At 63.3% G+C, this 17,032-nt stretch carries 14 protein-coding genes; 5 read left to right on the top strand and 9 right to left on the bottom strand.

The genetic code is table 11. The features are described 5' to 3' along the window. The first annotated feature begins 68 nt into the window (after positions 1-68). Positions 69-1,475 (top strand): Glu/Leu/Phe/Val dehydrogenase, encoded by a 1,407-nt coding sequence (locus tag JJ896_03780; protein ID MBO6778755.1) that lies wholly within the window; start codon positions 69-71, stop codon positions 1,473-1,475. A gap of 3 nt (positions 1,476-1,478) precedes the next feature. Here JJ896_03780 and JJ896_03775 read toward each other — a convergent pair whose 3' ends face one another. After that, positions 1,479-2,453, bottom strand: a complete 975-nt coding sequence (locus JJ896_03775; GenBank protein MBO6778754.1) for a hypothetical protein — start codon at positions 2,451-2,453, stop codon at positions 1,479-1,481. A gap of 213 nt (positions 2,454-2,666) precedes the next feature. Continuing rightward, positions 2,667-5,711: a vitamin B12-dependent ribonucleotide reductase gene (locus JJ896_03770; GenBank protein ID MBO6778753.1), complete on the bottom strand. Its 3,045-nt coding sequence runs from the start codon at positions 5,709-5,711 to the stop codon at positions 2,667-2,669. A 536-nt stretch (positions 5,712-6,247) separates the two neighbouring features. Between JJ896_03770 and JJ896_03765 the strand changes: the two genes are divergently transcribed. Further along, entirely contained in the window at positions 6,248-6,646 is a 399-nt protein-coding gene (locus JJ896_03765) for a hypothetical protein (protein MBO6778752.1), read from the top strand. Between the two features lie 10 nt (positions 6,647-6,656). On the opposite strand, the gene JJ896_03760 is transcribed toward JJ896_03765, so the two are convergent. The 5 genes from JJ896_03760 to JJ896_03740 are packed head-to-tail and all read right to left on the bottom strand — an operon-like array spanning position 6,657 to position 12,225. Beyond that, on the bottom strand, positions 6,657-7,217 hold the full coding sequence (locus JJ896_03760) for a hypothetical protein (protein ID MBO6778751.1): 561 nt from the start codon (positions 7,215-7,217) through the stop codon (positions 6,657-6,659). Continuing rightward, positions 7,169-8,779, bottom strand: a complete 1,611-nt coding sequence (locus tag JJ896_03755; GenBank protein ID MBO6778750.1) for an HD domain-containing protein — start codon at positions 8,777-8,779, stop codon at positions 7,169-7,171. Before JJ896_03755 ends, JJ896_03760 begins: the two co-directional genes overlap by 49 nt. 6 nt (positions 8,780-8,785) lie before the next feature. Further along, the gene (locus JJ896_03750) at positions 8,786-9,409 is read right to left on the bottom strand and encodes a hypothetical protein (GenBank protein ID MBO6778749.1); all 624 of its coding nucleotides are present in this window, start codon (positions 9,407-9,409) and stop codon (positions 8,786-8,788) included. Next, a complete protein-coding gene (gene ggt / locus JJ896_03745; protein ID MBO6778748.1) occupies positions 9,396-11,132 on the bottom strand; it encodes a gamma-glutamyltransferase in 1,737 nt (578 codons plus the stop codon). The genes JJ896_03750 and ggt overlap by 14 nt, the downstream gene beginning before the upstream one ends. Before the next feature lie 13 nt (positions 11,133-11,145). Then, positions 11,146-12,225 (bottom strand): hypothetical protein, encoded by a 1,080-nt coding sequence (locus tag JJ896_03740; GenBank protein MBO6778747.1) that lies wholly within the window; start codon positions 12,223-12,225, stop codon positions 11,146-11,148. Between the two features lie 77 nt (positions 12,226-12,302). Between JJ896_03740 and JJ896_03735 the strand changes: the two genes are divergently transcribed. After that, on the top strand, positions 12,303-12,791 hold the full coding sequence (locus JJ896_03735; GenBank protein MBO6778746.1) for a DUF411 domain-containing protein: 489 nt from the start codon (positions 12,303-12,305) through the stop codon (positions 12,789-12,791). On the opposite strand, the gene JJ896_03730 is transcribed toward JJ896_03735, so the two are convergent. Continuing rightward, on the bottom strand, positions 12,792-13,364 hold the full coding sequence (locus tag JJ896_03730; GenBank protein MBO6778745.1) for a gluconate 2-dehydrogenase subunit 3 family protein: 573 nt from the start codon (positions 13,362-13,364) through the stop codon (positions 12,792-12,794). After that, complete coding sequence (locus JJ896_03725) at positions 13,364-15,076, bottom strand: GMC family oxidoreductase (GenBank protein MBO6778744.1); 1,713 nt, start codon at positions 15,074-15,076, stop codon at positions 13,364-13,366. The genes JJ896_03730 and JJ896_03725 overlap by 1 nt, the downstream gene beginning before the upstream one ends. Before the next feature lie 75 nt (positions 15,077-15,151). Here JJ896_03725 and JJ896_03720 point away from each other — a divergent pair, with 75 nt between their 5' ends. Then, entirely contained in the window at positions 15,152-16,165 is a 1,014-nt protein-coding gene (locus JJ896_03720; GenBank protein ID MBO6778743.1) for an SMP-30/gluconolactonase/LRE family protein, read from the top strand. Between the two features lie 2 nt (positions 16,166-16,167). After that, positions 16,168-16,716 carry a gluconokinase gene (locus tag JJ896_03715; protein ID MBO6778742.1) on the top strand — a complete coding sequence of 183 codons (549 nt, stop codon included), beginning with the start codon at positions 16,168-16,170 and terminating at the stop codon, positions 16,714-16,716. Positions 16,717-17,032: the final 316 nt, after the last annotated feature.

Genomic DNA, 17,032 nt, shown 5'->3' with positions numbered 1-17,032 from the left:
CCCTTGCCCGGATGCGGGGACCGGCAGTACCGTTTGTGCTCTCCGTCACGCGCAAGTCAGCACCAACGATGAGCAACGTCAGCTTCCTGGATCAGGTCTATCGCATGTACGAGAAGGCCGGCGCGCACACCCGGCACTCCCCGGGTCTCCTGGCGCAGATCCGAATCTGCAACTCCGTGTACGCCATGGAATTCCCTCTCAAGAGGGACGATGGCTCCATCGGCGTGGTGAAAGCCTGGAGGGCTGAGCACAGCCATCACAAGCTGCCGGTCAAGGGTGGAATTCGCTACGCACCCAGCGTCAACGAGGATGAGGTGATCGCCCTGGCTACGCTCATGACCTTCAAGTGCGCGATTGTCGACGTGCCGTTCGGGGGAGCCAAGGGTGGTGTCAAAATTGATCGGCGGGACTATTCGACCACCGAGATCGAGCGCATCACGAGGCGGCTGACCTACGAGATGCTGAAAAAGAACCTGATCGGTCCCGGCGTGGATGTGCCTGCGCCTGACTATGGTACTTCAGGCAAGGAGATGGCCTGGATACTGGATACCTACAACTCATTTACGGATGATCCCCTCGACGCGCTGGCGTGTGTGACTGGAAAGCCCATCGGACAGGGGGGCATCCATGGGCGTACCGAGGCCACCGGCCGGGGCGTCTTCTTCGGGATTCGCGAAGCGTGTCGGGACAAGGAGGCCATGGACGCTCTGGGCCTCAGCACCGGCCTTGACGACAAAACTGCGGTCGTGCAGGGCCTCGGCAATGTGGGGTATCACGCCGCCCTCTATCTGCAGGAAGGAGGTGCAAAAATCGTCGCCCTGGCCGAGTACGAGGGCGCGATCCACAACCCGGCGGGGCTCGACGTCAAGGCGGTAGTTGCGCACCGTAAGTCGACCGGGTCGATCCTGGGATTCCCGGGTGCAACAGATCTGAAGGCGTCATCGGATGCGCTTGAGTTGCCCTGTGACATCCTTGTGCCGGCCGCCCTTGAGGGTCAGATAACCACCGACAACGCAAGCCGCATCAAGGCGAAAATCATTGGTGAGGGCGCGAATGGGCCGGTAACGGCGGATGGAGACGCCATCCTGCTGGAAAAGGGCGTTCTGATCCTTCCGGATGTGTATCTGAACGCCGGCGGTGTCACCGTCTCCTACTTTGAATGGCTTCGCAACCTCAGCCATGTTCGCTTCGGACGTATGAACAAGCGGTTCGCGCAATCAAGCAGCGAGCGCGTCCTCCGGGCCATCGAGAAAGCCACCGGCGTCAAGCTGGACGATAAGCTCGTTGAGGAGGCGGTTTCCGGCGGAGACGAGGTGGATCTCGTAAACAGCGGTCTGGAAGAGACCATGATCTCGGCCTACCACCAGATCGCCCGCACGGCGCGAGCTGAAAAGACCGACCTGCGCACCGCCGCCTTCGTCGTGGCAATCAACAAGATTGCCGTCGCCTACGAAGAGATGGGAATCTTCCCGTAGACCCTAGTTCGACGATTGCGCGTTTGCTCGCGATGCGGTCGACGTGCGACCGGAGGTTCCGGTGCCTCTGCTCTCCAGGCGCAACTGACCGTCCTGCCCGACGGAAAGACTGAAAGCACCGCCACCGATCCTTGATTTGAGTTGGCCCTCGAGATCGACCGCAAGGGATTCCATCTCCGGGCCAAACATGAAGCCCCGTGACTCCAGGCTGCGCATGGTTGCGAGCTTCTCCAACTGCGCGGCCTCCTGAATCATGCTGTCCTTGACCGCTGCCCAAAGCTGGCCCAGTTCCTGAGCCATCACGGCTTTGCGTTCCGCCTCCGCCTCGACACTCTCGGCCAGCCGTGACTGCCAGGCAACCAGCGATTCCTGCCGCGCACGGTCAAAGCGCTCAGCCCGTTCTACCTCTCCCCGGAGTCGCTCATCGACCACGGCACGCAATCCCCGGTCTGAGTAGAATCGCACCGGCGGTGCATCCCGAAATGTGCTGTCCTGACCACTCCACCCCTTGACTTCCGTCAGCACGTTAAACATCTCGGAAACACGCCCTGCTGACTCCAGGAGGTCCTTTTTCCTGGACTTCTGTACAGGGGTACTTGGTGGCCTGGGAGGCGCCTGACGGCTGACAGCGGGCTCCGGCAGAAGCGGCGAATCGTTGAGAGCAAGGGATACCATCATCTCAGCCTCCTCAGAGGCGAGAGAGGAGCCCGAACTGGACAGGTTCAGAACGCTGGCAGCCAACCATTCGATCTGTTCCGGGGGCACCTCGCCCTCCGCCGCGCGGCGCTCGAACTCCTCCAGGGAGGCCAGGGTCCTGTCGCGATCCTGCTCCGGCACCAGTGCCAACAGATGATCGGAGACGGTCTCCAGCGCGCGGGCCATCAGATCCTCTTCCGAACGCGACAGGAAGAGGTACCCGCCGATGGCAACTACGAGCAGTACCGCGATGGCACCATATTCGCGCCAGACGTTACTCAACACACTACTTGTGGGTGGTGGATGGAGGCGAGGTTCAACCCCGCCCGGCCTACATGTTTCCAGGTAACGCCGCGGAGGAGTCGACTATTGCCCGGGGTGAGCACGCCGCGCATCGCCCAAAAAAAGGCGCCCGGTCCTCCCACCTAGGACCGGGCGCTCCCCGTGAAGCGGGCACCCGACAGAAGCAGGTACCCTGAGGTGTTTCGTTGCGGCTTATCCGCAGCCGCTCGTGTTGCCGCAGTTCGGGCACGAGTAGCAGGACCCAGCCCGAACTGTGATGGAACCGCAATTGGAGCAGGGCGGAGCGTCTTCCTGATTCTGGAAGCCGCCTCCCGAAGAAGAGACAGCGGCCAGGGCAGGCTGTGCCGCCGTTTCGGGTTCGCCGAGGAAGGCCTCGACGGTGGCGCCTACCAGGGGCTTGTCCGATGCGCCGTCAAACATGTCGGCCTGCGCAATGTCCGAGGCGGGTCCGGCGGCCTGAACCTGGCTGGCTACCGGATCAGCTACGGGCTTCTGCTCTTCCTGACCCAGAAACTTGAGCTCCAGATAGCGGAAGATGTAGTCCATGATGGACTTGGCGATGGGGATCTGCCGGTTGTTCGTAAAGCCGCTCGGCTCGAAGCGCATGTGGCTGAACTTGTTGCAGAGATCCTCCAGCGGCACACCGTATTGCAGCGCCAGGGAGATGGACGTGGCAAACGCGTCCATCAGACCGGAGATGGTCGAGCCCTGCTTGGCCATGGTGATGAAGATCTCACCGGGCATCCGGGTGTCCGGGTACTGGCCGATGTGCAGGTAGCCCTCGTGACCGGCTATCGAGAACTTGTGCGTGATGCTCGGGCGTTCATCGGGAAGACGGCGGCGCTCTGCCGTATGAATCACGCGCTCCACGATTCGCTCGATGACCTGCGGCTCATCCGTCGCCATACCGTCACCGGAGGGCTCGGCGGCACCCTTGGTATTGCCGCCCTTTGAAGTCGAAAGCGGCTGGCTGCGCTTGGAGTTCTCGCGATAGATGGCCACAGCCTTCAGGCCCAGCTTCCATCCCATGGAGTAGGCCTCTGCAATCTCCTCGGCCGTCGACTCCTCCGGCATATTCACCGTCTTGGAGATGGCGCCGGAGATGAACGGCTGGCAAGCCGCCATCATCTTGAGGTGTGCGCTGTGATGAATGGAGCGCGTACCCTTGAACGGCTTGAAGGCGCAGTCAAAGACGGAGAGGTGCTCATCCTTGAGACCTGGCGCGCCTTCGATGGTGTCGTTCTCCTCGACGAAGGCCATGATCGCGTCGGTGGCCTCCTGGTCGTAGCCGAGCTCCTGCAGCGCCAGCGGCACGGTCCGGTTGACGATCTTTAGCATGCCGTCACCCTTGCCGGCGAGCAGCTTGTACTTCACAAGTGCGATGTCCGGCTCAATACCCGTGGTATCGCAGTCCATCATGAACGCGATGGTGCCAGTCGGGGCGAGCACCGTGGCCTGAGCGTTGCGGTATCCGTGCTGCTCACCAAGCTGCAGCATGCGCTCGGCGCTCTCATGCGCTGCGTTCAGCAGGTACATGGGGCATGACGAGTCGATATCCGCGACCGCATCGCGGTGCATGCGCATGACCTCCATGAACGGCTCGCGGTTGCGATCGAACCCTTCGAACGTGCCGATGGCGTCGATGCCGGCGATCTCCGCGCTGCGGGCGTACGCTTCGCAGTGTTCGATGGCCATGATTGCTCCGGCCACGGCCCGGCCTGCGTCCGAGTCGTAGGGCAGGCCCATCGACATCAGCAGCGCGCCCAGGTTGGCGAATCCGAGCCCAAGCGGCCGATACGCATGGCTGTTCCGGGCGATGCGCGCCGAGGGATAGCCAGCGTTGTCCACCAGAATTTCCATCGCCGTGATGTACAGGCGGCTGGCTGCTCTGAAGCGCTCCACGTTGAAGGAACCGTCCTCATCCTGGAACTTGCGCAGATTCAGACTGGCCAGATTGCAGGCGGAGTCATCCAAGAACATGTACTCCGAGCACGGATTGCTGGAGTTGATCGGCCCCGAGTTCTTGCAGGTATGCCAGCGCTGGATGGTGTCCTCATACTGCATACCCGGGTCGCCACATACCCAGGTGCCCTGGGCGATGCGGCCGAGGGCGTCCGTCGCATCGATCTGATCTACGGTGCTGCCGTCGGTGACCGCATTCAGCGAGAAGGCCGTGCCGTCCTCCGCAGCCTGCATGAACGTATCGGTCACACGAACCGACTGGTTCACGTTCTGGAACGCCACGCTCCCGTAGGCCGGTCCATTGAAGGATCCGTCGTAGCCTTCCTCGATGAGGGCCCAGGCTTTCTTTTCCTCCTCCTGCTTGGCGTCCACGAACTCGAGGATGTCCGGGTGCCAGACCTTCAGGGTCTGCATGATCGCCGCGCGTCGCGTCTTGCCGCCCGACTTGATGGTGCCGCCTGTGGCGTCCTGCACCTTCATGAAGGACACCGGTCCGGACGGCACGCCTCCGCCGGAGAGCATCTCGTGTGAAGAACGCAGCTTGGACCAGTCGGCGCCGACGCCGGAACCGAACTTGAACAGGCGGGCGCTCTCCGACATCAGCTGCCAGATGTCGTCGATGGAGTCCTCGACCGAGATGATGAAGCAGGCCGAAGCCTGTGGCCGCTGGTACGGGTCTACGGCTTTGACACGTTTGGTGCGGCCGTCCCAACCATGAAGGGTCTTGCCCCCGGTGTCCTTGATACCGTACTGGTGGCTCAGGCCGACATTGAACCAGACGGGGCTGTTGAATGCGCCGTGCTGATTGACGCACAGCCACGTGAGCTCATCGTAGAAGGTCTGGCCGTCTTCCTCACTGGCGAAGTAGCCCTGCTCCGTGCCCCAGTCCGCGATGGTGCGCGTGACCCGGTGGATGAGCTGGCGCAGCGAGGACTCACGACCTCCTTTGGCCGGATCCTGACCGCTGAAAGCGACATCGCCGTAGAAGTACTTGCTGGCGACGACGTTTGTCGACAACTGACTCCATGACGTCGGGAATTCGACATCCTTCTGCTCGAAGATGGCCTGCCCGTGCTGGTTGCGTATCGCTGCTTCCCGCGACTCCCACGTTACGCTTTCAAACGGATCCTGACCCTCGGTCGAAAACACGCGGCCGATACGCAGACCGCTACTGACGCCCTGTTCCTCCTTCTTCTCGGTGGCGGGCTCCGGCCCGGCGCGCTCAGTTGTTAACAGTTCTCCGTGGAATAGTTGTGCGTCCTGGTTCTCCGGCATGTTGTCGACGATGCGTCCCGCGCGGGCACAGGCAGAGAGGGGCCATGCGCGCGGCGGTGGGTACTAACGGGGGGCGTGATTGGGAGTAGGCCCGGCCTTCGGGAGCGCCCCTGCTTGTCGGGGGCCACGAGACACCTGCATAACGGCTATACCGGAACCTGGAGCCGAAAATTGTTCAGGGGCCTGCTGGGCTTGATCCTAAAATCGCAGTACAAATCCCCATTCGCAACCTCATATTGTCCACAGTTTCTCACAACCCAAACCCACAAAAAAATGCGCGTTGTGTGGAAACACACGCCCGCCCCATCGGAAATCGCCTCTCTGAATCGCTTCCGGTATCCTTCCGAAGAAGACTACGCACGAGCACGTAGTCCACACCGAGCCCAATAACGGCTCTTTCATGTGCCCAATAACGGCAGTCAGGTTAGGGCCCCTTGGTTGCCTCCAAAATGTGCTCCAAGTTGAACCGGTCCGGGACTCCGTCGTTTTACGCGGCCGACAAAATCAGAACCGGTCTAACCCACTTTCCGAGCCCGATGGACTTCAACGAACGCAGTGCCTATCCCCACCCTGACGAATTCAAGGTGATGCGCCCCGAGTACGTCGAGCAGGAAGACGGCGACTTCCAGGCCACCATTACCATTGCTCCATTCAAGGTGACCGGCCAGAGCGTGTCCATGCCGGGAGCACGGCGTGCCGCCATCTATGAAGCAGCCAAGACCTACCGGAACTACCACCCCTCCTACCGCATCGAGAACCCGTACCCGGAAGCCTTCATGGACACCGAAGGTACCAAGTGGAAGGCCCTTTCCGGCATGATGAAGGAGCGGAACGGGGACTACGCCTTCTACGACGCGGACGGCGAGGAGGACTTCGCGGACATCGAGCAGATGCTCATGTGGGACGTGCGTCCCGCGCCGGTGGAAGTCGGCTAAGCCTTCCCGGTCAGAACAGCAGGGCGAGCAGCAGCATGATTACGGCGATGGGCAGCATCGCCACGATGGCGACAACGGCTCCCAGGACCGAGAGCAGCACGACCGGGCTGGCCAGACGAACCACGGCGCCAGCGGCCACGAGTTCATCCTTCATGGACCACAGGCGGCCGCGCACGTCCAGCAGATAGCGGGCGGCCCGCCATACGGAACGGAACGCGCCCCCTTTTAGACTGAGCTCAGGTAGAGACGCCGCTCCGGAGGCCTGCGTCATGAGGGTCTGGGGGAGTCTAACGACCCCGGCAACGGCTCGAGCCAGGAGAAAGACCACCGTGCCCGGCATGGCCAGCACCGCGGCCACGAGGCCAAGCAAGACCAGGCCGAGGGTCGAGACCGGCCAGACGAGGCTCAGCCAGGAGCCCACAATCACGGCCGCCGCCGCGAATCCGGTCAGGGCGGTGCTATCACAGGCCCGCACTATGGTATCCGAGGCCCGACGGATCGGCGCGAGTACGCTGCGGCTTGCTACGCGGGGTTCAGAACCCGGTCCTTGATCTGCATCAGATACTTCCATGCTTCGTCGTCGTTGTCAGGCAAATCAGCGTCTAGAACCGCTTCCTTGATGGCTCCCACTGCCCGCTTCTCGGGTCCGCGCAGCGCATCAATGCCGCGTTTGAAGAGCTCTCCGCGTCGGATTGCATCGTCCTTGTGCGCCATCATCAGGGCGTACGCGGGGTCATGGTCGTTCGGGATTTCTCCCTCCAGAATGGCCTCGGTGATGCGCTCTTTCAGAATTCCGATGGCAAGCCCCTCGCCGATGCCCAGCGCTTCCATGATCTCGAGTCCGTCCACCGGCGGCCGGAAGTTGCGCAGGTTGTCTGCCTCCTCGACATCGATCAGCTTTTGATCGACGCGGTCAAACGCACGCAGGTAGCGCCGCACTCGGGCCGGATTCTTGGACGTGATGTCCGCGCGCACAAGCGTCATCAGGTCCTCGACGTCGTCCCCGGCGTCAAACAGCAGGCGCCGAACGGCCGAGTCTGTCACCTGGTCATCCACCAGCGCGACGGGTCGATGGTGCAATCGCACCAGCTTCTCCACGTAGTCTGACCGGTCGTCCAGAGGGAGCTTCAGGCGGCGAAACAGCTTGGGCACCATCCTGCTTCCGCGGTCCTCATGTCCATGAAACGTCCAGCCGGTGCCCTCCCGGAAGCGCTTCGTGGACGGCTTCCCTATGTCGTGGAGCAGCGCCGCCCAGCGCAGCCAAAGCGTTTCTTCCGCCGGCCGCTCGGACGTGGCCTCCACCAGGTTGTCGACCACCTGCAGCGTGTGATAGAAGTTGTCCTTGTGCCGGTGTCCGTCCACCTGCTCCACGCCTCGCAGTGCAGAAAGCTCGGGCAGGAAATGCGTCAGGATGCCCGTCTCCTCGAGGATCTTGAAGCCGGAGGACGGCTTCGGAGAACTCATTAGCTTCTGAAGCTCCTCCGCGATCCGCTCCATCGAAACGATTTCGATACGGGCCGCCTCAGCCCGCATCGCACTCCAGGTCTCGTCGTCGAGTCGGAATCCAAGCTGGGCCGCGAACCGGGCCGCACGCACCATACGCAGCGGGTCGTCCGAAAACGTCGTGTACGGGTCCACTGGAGTGCGCAGCACACCGGCATCGAGATCTTTCAGCCCGCTGAACCGGTCCACGAGTTCTCCCGTGCCGTCTGCACCAATGGGAGCAGCCAGTGCGTTGACGGTAAAGTCCCGACGCTTCAGATCATCCTCGAGCGTGCCGTCCTCGACGCGGGGCTTGCGCGAGTTGCGGTCGTAACTCTCGCGCCGGGCCCCGACGAACTCCAGGACGATCGTCTCTTCGCCACGGGGAATGCGGATCGCAGCAGTACCGAACTGCCGGTAGACGTGCACCGACGCGCCGCCCAGCCGGGAGGCCGCCTCCTCGGCGAGCGCAATACCGGATCCCTTGCCGACACTGACAAAATCGATGTCGGTCGTGGGCCGGCCTATCAGGGCATCGCGCACGAACCCTCCTACCACCCACGCCGGCACATTCGTTTCGGAAGCCGCCGCACCGACCTCGGCCAGGACCTCAGCAAGGTCCTCCGGTATGAGCGTTTCAAGCAGTCCCATATGCCGCTAACGCACGCGGCGATGTACCCGTTCTAATACGGCCACGAGGTCAACCGAATCCTCAAGGAGCACGGACTGATCATCGCCTTCGGCAAAGCGAATGATCTCATCGGCGATGCCGCGATCCGGCTCCCACTCGATCGAAGTCAGCAACGGTTCGTCGGGGCCTCCGGAGGCCCAGATGCGAACTTCCTCCTGAAGCTCGGATGTTTGAATGCTCATCAACTCGCCTCCATGCCCACGCAGACTGATGCCCCTCACAGGACCGGCAACCTGCACTTCCATGCGCTGCACGCCCGGGCTGCCGGACATCCACAGTGCCAGGTCCACGAGGTCGGAGAGGCGACAGTTTGCGCCGCCGACGACGTTCATCAGCGTGTGGTGTCGCCCCGAAGGAAGTGCGCGCCGCAACCACCGCGGCAGACCCACCCGGGCTTCGGCCTCCTCCGCCAGGCGAACCAGATCCACAGCCTCCCGACGCGACTTCGGGACCTCCAGCAGGAGCACATCGAATCCGTTCCGGACCGCCGTATCCGCACTCAGCGATGTCACGACCGCACCGGAGTTGGCAGGCGCTTCGAATCCCTCCGGAGCGCCGATGATGGCCAACGGCTTCTCAGTAACCAACAACGATTCCGTCCTTGCGCATTTCGGTAGCTCCGAAGTAGACCTTGCGCACGGGGTCCCATCGGATGGCCTGGTAACCGCCAAAGGAGTCCTGCATGGGGGCGTGTCGCACCCGGTGTCCGCGGGCCTCGAGCTCGCGCACTACCTCGAGCGCAATCCCCGACTCCAGAGAGAGCAGTCCGGTATCGTCTGCCATGCTTCCTGTAGGCTGGCTGGAGCCTGTATGCCGGTAGCGAGCCGCATCGCCCGCCTCCTGCACGTTCATACCGAAGTCGATCATGTTCACCAGGATCTGCACGTGTCCCTGGGGCTGCATGGCACCGCCCATGACCCCGAAACTCAGCCAGGGCTCGCCGTCCTTGGTCACAAACGCCGGAATGATGGTGTGGAAGGGACGCTTGCCGGGTTCGTACACGTTGGCATGGCCCGGCGTGAGGCTGAACTGCGCGCCGCGATTCTGGAATACGAAACCGAGGCCGTCCGGCACCAGGCCGCTGCCCATTCCGGCGTAGTTGCTCTGGATGAAAGAGACCATCATCCCGTTTCGGTCAGCCACCGTCAGATAGATCGTGTCACCCGTCTCCAGCACAGGGTCTCCGGCCTCTACAGAGGGCATCGCCCGACTCATGTCAATCAGGCCCCTGCGCATGACGCCGTATTCGTCGGACAGGAGGCGATCCACCGGAGCCTCGACGAAATCCGGATCCGCGTAGTAGCGGGCGCGGTCCTCGAAGGCGAGTCGCTTGGCCTCGGTAGACACATGCAGGTAGTCCGCCGAGCCGAAACCCATGGCAGCCAGATCATAGCCCTTAATGATCTGGAGCATCTGCAGCGCAGCGATCCCCTGACCGTTTGGCGGCAATTCCCAGACATCGTATCCCCTGTAGTTGACGCTGACCGGATCCACCCATTCTGAGCGATGGGCAGCCAGATCCTCTGCGCGCAGCGGTCCGCCGATGCGCTTCATGTATCGATCGATGGTCTCCGCGATTTCCCCGCGGTAGAAGGCGTCTCGTCCACCGGCCGCAATCTGGCGGTAGGTCGCTCCCAGATCCGGATTACGAAAGACGTCCCCGTATTCCGGCACCGAGCCGTCCGGCGCAAAGGTTGACCTCAGGTTATCCAGTTCCTCGATGTCGTCCGCATTGCGGTCGAAGCGGCGGAAGTTCATCGCCCAACCGTCTGCGATAACCGGAGACAGGGGAAAGCCACCTTCTGCGTAGGCGATGGCCGGCGCGAGGATCTGATCCATGGGCAACGACCCGAATCGGTCGTGCAGCTCAAACCAGCCATCGACGGCTCCGGGCACGCTGACGGCCAGACTTCCGAACAGCGGAATGCCGTCGCGATCTCCCAACCGGGTCTGCAGCTGTTCCAGCGTCTGTCCTCCGGGTGCGCGACCGGAGGCGTTCAGGCCGTGAAGCCGACGCTCGGAGGGATCCCATACAATGGCAAACAGGTCGCCGCCGATGCCGCAGCCGGTTGGTTCGCTGAGTCCCAGCACCGCGTTGGCAGCGATCGCTGCATCCACGGCTGTGCCGCCGGCTTTCAGGATGTCGATGGCGACCGCAGAAGCCAGGGGCTGGCTCGTGGCTGCGATACCATTCATGGCCGCCACCGGGCTTCGCCCTGCAAAGTTGGCGCCGACGAACCGGTCTCCCTTGTGGTGTTGGGCCTCGGCACTCATGGCCAGGGCAAACGAAGCGAACAGGACAAAGACACGCATGGCATGATCAGGTCTACATGGCCGCGCCGGCCGTCAGGCGAGCAATTCGGCCACCCGGTCCGACGGCAAACACGTTGCCTCCCGGGGCTGCACCGACTGCCCAGTAGCTCTCGGCATCAATGCGCTCCCAGGTTACTCCGCCGTCCGTGCTCCAGACGGACCCGGTCGGAGCCACGGCGACGGCAGTCGGAGTCGGCGCGCCCGGCACGAACGTAGCACCGAACACGGCACCGCCGAGGCCCGTCGCTCCGGTCTGCATCCAGGTGGCACCGCCGTCGGAGGTCACGGCCACATGGCCGTAGGTGGAGTCGGGACGGGAGTATTCGCCGCCCAGTGCGAGACCAAAGGTGTCGTCCAGGAACGCGAGTGTGAAAATGCCCGAGGAGCCGGAATTGGAAGGGATGGGTGAAACGACTGCGTTCCACGTGGTGCCGAAGTCTGCCGAGCGATACACGCGGGTATCGACGCCGGAGGCACCCGTTCCGAACCAGACCCGCCCATCGGACCCGGTAACAAGACAGGTGCCGCTGGCGGCAAAAGCGCCCTCGCCCTCGTGGGCGTCCTCGAGCGCTTCCGGATCCACACGATTCCAGGTGTCGCCGCCGTCTTCGGTTAGCAACAGCATGAAGTCGGAGTCCGGCGCATCGGAGAAGACAATGCCCCGTTGCGCATCCCAGAAGGACATGCAGTCAAAGAACCCATCGGGTTCGGTGTTGCGGTACACGGTTTCCCAGGAGGCACCCCCGTTGGTGGTACGCAGGATCCGCGACTGCTCGCCGGGTCCGGCACTCATCAGGAACGCGAGGTCCTGATCGATCCCGTGCACATCGCGGAATTCGAGCGACTCGGCGCCTGTGACGGTACCCGATTGCCAGATACGTCCCCCGTCCACAGTGCGGCCGAACACGCCCTGTGCCCCGCTGACCCAAACCACGTCATTCGAAACGGCGCTCACGGCCTGCAGACGGGTATCGGTATTGACCGACTGCTGGACCCAGAATGCGTGTGCCCACGGCTCCGGTTCGGAGGTGCCCCCGCAGCCGACAACCGGCAAAACGAAAGCAGCGAGAAAGAGCGCGCGAATCAACAACATCCCCGGGGGTGCGGCGTTTGGACAGCACGCCAAGCTACCATGCTGGCGAGACCTCCGCAGAGAAAAACGTCCCCGCCATGTCTGCTCGTTCGATTGTTATCGGTGCCATAGTCCTGCTGGCCGGCGCCGCTTACCTGTTCCTCGGAGTCGAGTCTGAGGCTGTCGCCGCGAATACCGTTGTCGTCTACAAGTCGCCCACGTGCGGTTGCTGCGCCGCGTGGATAGACCACATGGAGGACTCCGGATATGAGGTCGAGGTGCACGACCTGAATGACGTTTCCCCGGTCAAGGACCGCGAGGGCGTATACCCGCAACTGCGCTCCTGCCACACGGCGACTGTGGGAGGCTACGTGCTGGAGGGCCATGTCCCCGCAGAGCACGTTACGCGGCTGCTTGCGGAGCAGCCGGCCATTCGCGGGCTGGCCGTGCCGGGCATGCCCATCGGATCGCCGGGCATGGAGCAGGGAGACCCCGCGGACTACGACACCTATGACGTGGTGGCGTTCACCAACGAAGGCGAGCTTTCGGTCTTCGCGCGGGTGCAGGGCGGCGAAAACTCCGACTGATCAGCGCGCGATGTGGTGTACGGCCCAGGCACCCTCGCCATTGTAGGGCAGCGCCCCATCGTAGTTCGGAAACGTCATCTGAAGGCGGTGCACCTGCGTGGCACCGATTTCTGAGGAGAAGTAGCCGGCCAGTGTGAGGTCGCGCAGCACATTGAAGAAGGTGCCTCCTCCCTGGGATCGTTCCGGACCCGGATTGTCCAGCAGGTCCTGCATCACGGCGGCCTGCTCATCGCCCGAGAGCGCCGCGAAGGATCCACCTGCCCGGCCGTCCGCATCGGTCAGGCCGGCCTTGAAGAAGGCTGCATCCTCCGGGCTCATGACGTGGGTCAGGGCGTCGTCGAGGAAGGCGGAGACGCCTGCCTCTGCAGCGCCCGGCGTGTCCGTAGTGGGGATAATGGTCTCCACCAACGCGTCCAGGAGGCGCGCTTCATCCCCGCTGAGGCTCGCATAGTCGGAGGTCTGCCTCGGGGTGCAGCCAGACAGGATGGCGGACGCCGACGTAGCGCACAGCGTGCCGCCGGCAAGCATCGTAATGCGCCGGAGCGCCTCGCGTCTGTCCATGGTGTCCTTCATCACAGATTGCGTCGTTTGAGTTCGTCCGCGGCATGGTCGACGGCCCGCGCTGTCAGAGCCATGTAGGTGAGCGATGGGTTCTGGCATGCCGCGGATGTCATGCACGCACCGTCGGTTACCAGCAGGTTTGGCACGTCGTGGGCTTGATTCCAGCCATTGAGCACGCTGGTGCGGGGATCCCGGCCCATGCGGGCAGTGCCCATTTCGTGAATGCCGAGCCCAAGTTCCGCGCCGTAGCCACCGGGTGTGTGATTGTCCCACGTGTGCACGTCCACGGCGCCGGCCGCGTCCAGCATTTCGGCGGCGTCGTTGGCCATGTCCTTGCGCATTTCGAGCTCGTTCGGGCCCAGTTTCGCATCCGTCACGAGTTGAGGGATTCCCCAGGGGTCGGTTCTGTCCGGGTGCAGATAGACGCGATTGCCCTCCTGCGGCAACACCTCGCCGAAAGCGGTCATGCCGATCGTCCAGTGACCCGGGTGCGTCATTTCCTCCTTGAGCGCGGCCCCGAAAGCAGCTTCCGCTGGGCGGAAGAGGCCCGCACGGCTCGCACCGCCCTGGTAGCCAAACCCGCGCACGTAACTCCGACGCGATCCGGCCAGATTTCGGAATCGCGGGATATAAAACCCGTTGGGCCGCCCGCCCGCATGATAGACGTCCAGGTGCCCCGGGAATCGCCCGCTTGCGCCGACCTGGAAATGATGGTCCATCAGATAGCGCCCCAGCGCGCCACTGGAATTCGCAATGCCCTCCGGAAACGTGGGCGAGGTGGAGTTCAGCATGATCTGCGTCGAGCCCAGCGCGGATGCGCAGAGGAATATGAGGCGGGCCTCAAACTCCATGGTCTCCCTGCTCTCCTTGTCGATCACCCGGACTCCGGACGCGCGACCGGTCTCCCGGTTGTAGATCACCGAGTGCACAATCGAGTTGGGTCGCAGTGTCATCAACCCGGTGGCCTCGGCCGCGGGCAGGGTGGAGCTGAGGCTCGAGAAGTACGCCCCCGGAGAACAGCCCCGGTCACAGGCGTTGCAATAGTGACAGGGTGCCCGGCCCGGCAGAGGTTGCGTGAGCACGGCTGATCGGCCGATGGTCATGCGACGATCGGGGAAAACCCGCTCGATACCACCCTTCGCAATGCGCTCCACATGATTGAGCGGCATGGGGGGCTGAAACACACTGTCGGGAAGCTGCGGCAGACCCTCGGACTGCCCGCTGATGCCTGCAAAGCGCTCCACGTGCTCGTACCAAGGGGCCAGGTCGTCGTAGCGGATGGGCCAGTCTACACCTGCCCCGTCCTCCGCATTCGCCGTGAAGTCCTGTGGACCCCATCGGTAGCTCTGGCGCCCCCAGATCAGGCTCTTGCCGCCTACCCGGCCACCCCGGATCCAGGTGAACGGTTTGTCCTCTACGTACGGCTGGTCGGGGTCCTTGATATAGAAGTGCTTGTTCGCACCGGACACCCAACTGCGTGCCTGCACACGGTAGGTGTCCTGTCGTTCCTGCAACGTCAGGCGCCCGCGCAGTGGCAATCGGTGAGCCGGAACGTGCTCCGTGATGTAGTCATCGGAGTGTACGGTCGGTGCGCCACGCTCCAGAACAAGGGTGCGCAGGCCGCGCTCCGTCAGTTCCTTTGCGGCCCAGCCGCCGGAAATGCCCGAGCCGACGACGATGGCATCGTAGGGCTCCTGTTTGCGGGCTATGAAGGGTGCTTCCATGTGGGTGCGCAAGGTTGCAATCGACGGAGGTGCGGCTGATCATGGGCCGTTGCAGAGTATATCCGAGTTGGTCACGTGGTGCAATCCGTTCGTCTTTCCCTGGTCGTGATTCTGTTGCTTTCTGCCTGCGCGTCGCCGGAGGCGGATGATGCGCTGTACATCGGCAGCGTCGAGGTCGTATCGCCGGACATGGAGGACGTGGTAGACCCCGGCGCACGCCCGGAAGTGCTCTCCGAGGGGTACGGCTGGAGTGAAGGGCCTGTGTTCGTGAGCGATGAGGTCGGGGTGCTCTTCTCCGATGTGCGGGGCAATACCTTGCATAGGTGGCACCCGGACACCGGCACTACGGCGTGGCTCAACCCGTCCGGGTACACCGGGGAGGAGGAGCGTGGCGGCGGGTTGGGCTCGAATGGGCTGACTCTGGACAATGCAGGCCAACTGGTGCTCGCGCAGCATGGTGACCGCCGTATCGCGCGCCTGGAATCGGGCTGGGCTTCCCCGGCGCCCGACTTTGCGACCATTGTCGACCGCTTCGACGGCAAGCGGTTCAACAGTCCCAACGATGTGGTGCAGGGTCCGGACGGCGGGTGGTATTTCACCGACCCCACGTACGGCCTGGCCTCGCCGGATCTGGCGGAGCTGGATTTCGCGGGTCTCTTTCGAGTGTCGGGGGACGGGGAGGTGACCGTGCTCGATTCGACCCTTACCCGGCCCAACGGACTCGCGTTTTCGCCCGATGGCGGCACGCTCTACGTTGGCAATTCGGACCCCGCCCGTGCGATCTGGATGGCCTACGACATTGAGAATGGAGCGGTGACCTCCAGCCGTGTGTTTTACGATGCCACCGCCCATGTGGCGGAAGACATGCCCGGACTACCCGACGGATTGAAGGTGGATACCGACGGACGCATTTGGGCCACAGGTCCGGGCGGAGTCTGGGTGTTTACACCGGATGGTGAGCACCTTGGCACCGTTCGAACCGATGTGCAAACCGCCAATCTGGCATTCGGCCCCGACGGCACCCTGTACCTCACGAGCCATATGTACTTCGCGCGCATCCCGACCCAGGTAACGGGCATGGGATTCTGACGATGGGCAGCGCGCCACGACGGATCGTGGTCATGGGGGTGTCCGGGTGCGGAAAAACCACCGTGGGGCGCCTGCTCGCGCGGGAGTTGGGGGTGCCGTTTCGAGACGCGGATGATCTGCACAGCGCTCAGGCCAGGGCGAAAATGGCGGCCGGCATTCCTCTGACTGATGCCGATCGCGCACCCTGGCTCGAGCGGGTCCGGGAGGTCCTGCACGAAAGCCCCGACGGCAGGGTCGTCGCCTGCTCGGCGCTCAAGGAGCGGTACCGACAGACCTTGCGCCGGGATTCGGGCGATGTGCTCTTTGTGCACCTGACCGCCCCGGCGGAGGTGATCCGGCGGCGACTGGAAGAGCGGAGGGGGCACTACATGCCTGCCGGGCTGCTGGAGAGCCAGTTGGCGGACCTGGAGCGCCCTGCCGCGGCGGTGGAGGTGGATGTGTCTGCCGCGCCTTCGGTGGTTGTGGCTGAGGTAGTGCGCCGGCTGGGCGATGGCCGGCTGGGCGAGGGCCGGGTGGGCGACAGAAACGGAGGTCTGGCCGGGGCAAGCTGAATCGTCGGTCGAGTCGGGGGACCGGTGCTGCGCGCTCGGGTACCTCGCAGTTGTGGCCTTGACCCAGGGCGGGAGGTTGGCTCCGGGCCCCGTTTTCAACCTTTGAAGCCTCATTTCGGGTGAAGAGGTTCCATTGCGGCCTGTTTTCAACCTTTGGGGCCGCTTTTTGGGTGAAGAGGTTCCATTCGGCTCTGTTTTGAACCTTCCGGGCCTCTTTTGGGGTGAAGAGGTTCCATTCGGCCCTGTTTTCAACCTTTGGGGCCCCTTTTCGGCTCAAGAGGTTCCATTCGGCCCCGTTTTGAACCTTCGAGGCCTC

Source organism: Rhodothermales bacterium (assembly GCA_017643395.1).
GTDB lineage: Bacteria > Bacteroidota > Rhodothermia > Rhodothermales > UBA10348 > JABDJZ01.
Note: the sequence above shows the minus strand (reverse complement) of the source record. Positions and strands in the feature narration are given on the sequence as shown.

Coding starts and splice junctions, on each gene's coding strand:
- JJ896_03760 (MBO6778751.1), bottom strand. CDS start 7,217: ATGGAAGTATCTGATGCAGATCAAGGACCGGGTTCTGAACCCCGCGTA.
- JJ896_03730 (MBO6778745.1), bottom strand. CDS start 13,364: ATGAAGGACACCATGGACAGACGCGAGGCGCTCCGGCGCATTACGATG.
- JJ896_03725 (MBO6778744.1), bottom strand. CDS start 15,076: ATGGAAGCACCCTTCATAGCCCGCAAACAGGAGCCCTACGATGCCATC.
- ggt (MBO6778748.1), bottom strand. CDS start 11,132: ATGCGTGTCTTTGTCCTGTTCGCTTCGTTTGCCCTGGCCATGAGTGCC.
- JJ896_03755 (MBO6778750.1), bottom strand. CDS start 8,779: ATGGGACTGCTTGAAACGCTCATACCGGAGGACCTTGCTGAGGTCCTG.
- JJ896_03765 (MBO6778752.1), top strand. CDS start 6,248: ATGGACTTCAACGAACGCAGTGCCTATCCCCACCCTGACGAATTCAAG.
- JJ896_03770 (MBO6778753.1), bottom strand. CDS start 5,711: ATGCCGGAGAACCAGGACGCACAACTATTCCACGGAGAACTGTTAACA.
- JJ896_03715 (MBO6778742.1), top strand. CDS start 16,168: ATGGGCAGCGCGCCACGACGGATCGTGGTCATGGGGGTGTCCGGGTGC.
- JJ896_03735 (MBO6778746.1), top strand. CDS start 12,303: ATGTCTGCTCGTTCGATTGTTATCGGTGCCATAGTCCTGCTGGCCGGC.
- JJ896_03780 (MBO6778755.1), top strand. CDS start 69: ATGAGCAACGTCAGCTTCCTGGATCAGGTCTATCGCATGTACGAGAAG.
- JJ896_03740 (MBO6778747.1), bottom strand. CDS start 12,225: ATGTTGTTGATTCGCGCGCTCTTTCTCGCTGCTTTCGTTTTGCCGGTT.